The 1,139-nt window shown below is 70.5% G+C and carries 1 protein-coding gene and 2 pseudogenes; 2 read left to right on the plus strand and 1 reads right to left on the minus strand.

What is annotated here, in order from left to right:
* Nucleotides 1-159, minus strand: a pseudogene (locus HCC78_RS32680) (IS110 family transposase); the annotation flags it as partial.
* Between the two features lie 38 nt (nt 160-197).
* Between HCC78_RS32680 and HCC78_RS32685 the strand changes: the two are divergent.
* Both HCC78_RS32685 and HCC78_RS32690 read left to right on the plus strand, forming a co-directional pair.
* Nucleotides 198-407 carry a hypothetical protein gene (locus HCC78_RS32685; protein WP_172332838.1) on the plus strand — a complete coding sequence of 70 codons (210 nt, stop codon included), beginning with the start codon at nt 198-200 and terminating at the stop codon, nt 405-407.
* A gap of 322 nt (nt 408-729) precedes the next feature.
* Nucleotides 730-1,139 (plus strand): annotated as a pseudogene (locus HCC78_RS32690) (IS21 family transposase); the annotation flags it as partial.

Raw genomic sequence — 1,139 nt, forward strand, 5'->3', positions numbered from 1 at the left:
TCGCACAGGGGACGGCGTCGAACCGGCGGTCTGCGTCTCGTCGAGCAGGGCGTCGCGCTCCGACTTCACGGCATCGATCTGCCGGTTCAGAAGTTCGATGAGCTCCAGCTCGCGCAATGCCACCGCCTTCAAGTGCTGCGGCGGCGGACGCCCGTCCCCGCCTTCCTTCCCAGCGCCAGCCCACCCGCGGCCGCACCGTGCCAGATCCGCTCGAGGCGGTCTGGGAGCCGGTGCTGCAGCCGATCCTCGAGCGCGATCCGGCCGTCCAGGCCGTGACACTCCTGCGCCACCTGCAGATGACCGATCCGGATGCCTTCCCCGATGACCGGATCCGCCGCACCCTCGAGCGCCGCGTCCGCGACTGGCGTGCCCTGCACGGCCCCGAGCGCGACGTGATCTTCCGCTAGGCGCCCGAGCCTGGCCGGATGGCGCTGTCGGACTTCACGGATGCGGCCAGGCTCGGCGTCACCATCGGTGGCGTGCCGCTGGAGCACCGGCTTTTCCACTTCGTCCTGGCCTATAGCGGCTGGGAACGCGCCGCCGTGGTCCTGGGCGGCGAGAGCTTCACCGCGCTGGTCGAGAACCTCCAGAACGCGCTCTGGGCCCTCGGCGGCGTGCCGCTGGAACACAGGACCGACAGCCTCTCGGCATTCGGCGGGCGGACAGTCCACCGGACTGTCCGCAATCCCGCCTCATTATCGCAACCTCGATGCCGATGCCGCGGCGGACGTGACCGGGCGTTTCGATGCCTTCTGCGCCCATTACGGCATGCTGGCGAGCCGCAACAATCCCGGGGAGGCCCACGAGAACGGCGCCGTCGAGGCCCCGAACAACCATCTCAAGGTCGCGCTCGACCAGGCGCTGATCCTGCGCGGCTCCCGCGACTTCGCCGAGCTCGCCGGCTGGAAGCGCTTCGTCGACGAGCTGGTCGCCCGCCGCAACCGGCGGCGCGAGGCCGCTGTGCGCACCGAGATGGCCGCGCTGTGCCCGCTGCCCGCACGGCGCACCACCGACTTCACCGAGGTGGTCGCCCGCGGCACCAAGACCGGCGGCTTCCTGGTGCATGCCGTCTTCTATTCCGCCCCCTCCCAGCTGATCGGCAAGCGGCTGCGGGTCCATGTCTACGACGACCGGATCGA

It is taken from the genome of Mangrovicoccus sp. HB161399, from assembly GCF_013184745.1.
GTDB lineage: Bacteria > Pseudomonadota > Alphaproteobacteria > Rhodobacterales > Rhodobacteraceae > Mangrovicoccus.